Origin of the sequence: Pseudomonas sp. GW460-12-10-14-TSB1, from assembly GCF_017349775.1 — a bacterium.
In the GTDB taxonomy this organism is placed as follows: Bacteria; Pseudomonadota; Gammaproteobacteria; order Pseudomonadales; family Pseudomonadaceae; genus Aquipseudomonas; species Aquipseudomonas piscium.
This window is the reverse complement of record NZ_JACNAC010000116.1, coordinates 1-364: the sequence shown is the minus strand read 5'-3', so window position 1 is coordinate 364 and position 364 is coordinate 1. Positions and strand designations below refer to the sequence as shown.

The following is a 364-nucleotide window of genomic DNA, read 5'->3' as shown; positions in this document are numbered from 1 at the left end:
CGTGGCCTTCTCCACCGACGAGCAGCCGCGCGCCGGCACCACCGCCGAATCCCTGGGCAAGCTCAAGCCGGCCTTCAAGAAAGACGGCACGGTCACCGCCGGCAACGCCTCGTCGCTGAACGACGGCGCCGCCGCGGTGATCCTGATGAGTGCCGCCAAGGCCAAGGCCCTGGGCCTGCCGGTACTGGCGAAGATCGCCGCCTACGCCAACGCCGGGGTCGATCCGGCGATCATGGGCATCGGCCCGGTATCGGCCACCCGCCGCTGCCTGGACAAGGCCGGCTGGTCCCTGGAGCAGCTGGACCTGATCGAAGCCAACGAAGCCTTCGCCGCCCAGTCGCTGTCGGTGGGCAAGGAGCTGGGC

1 pseudogene is annotated in these 364 nt (G+C 70.3%); it reads left to right on the top strand.

Features of this window, described 5'->3' with window-relative positions:
* Nucleotides 1–364: pseudogene (locus J4D52_RS30435) on the top strand (acetyl-CoA C-acetyltransferase); the annotation flags it as partial.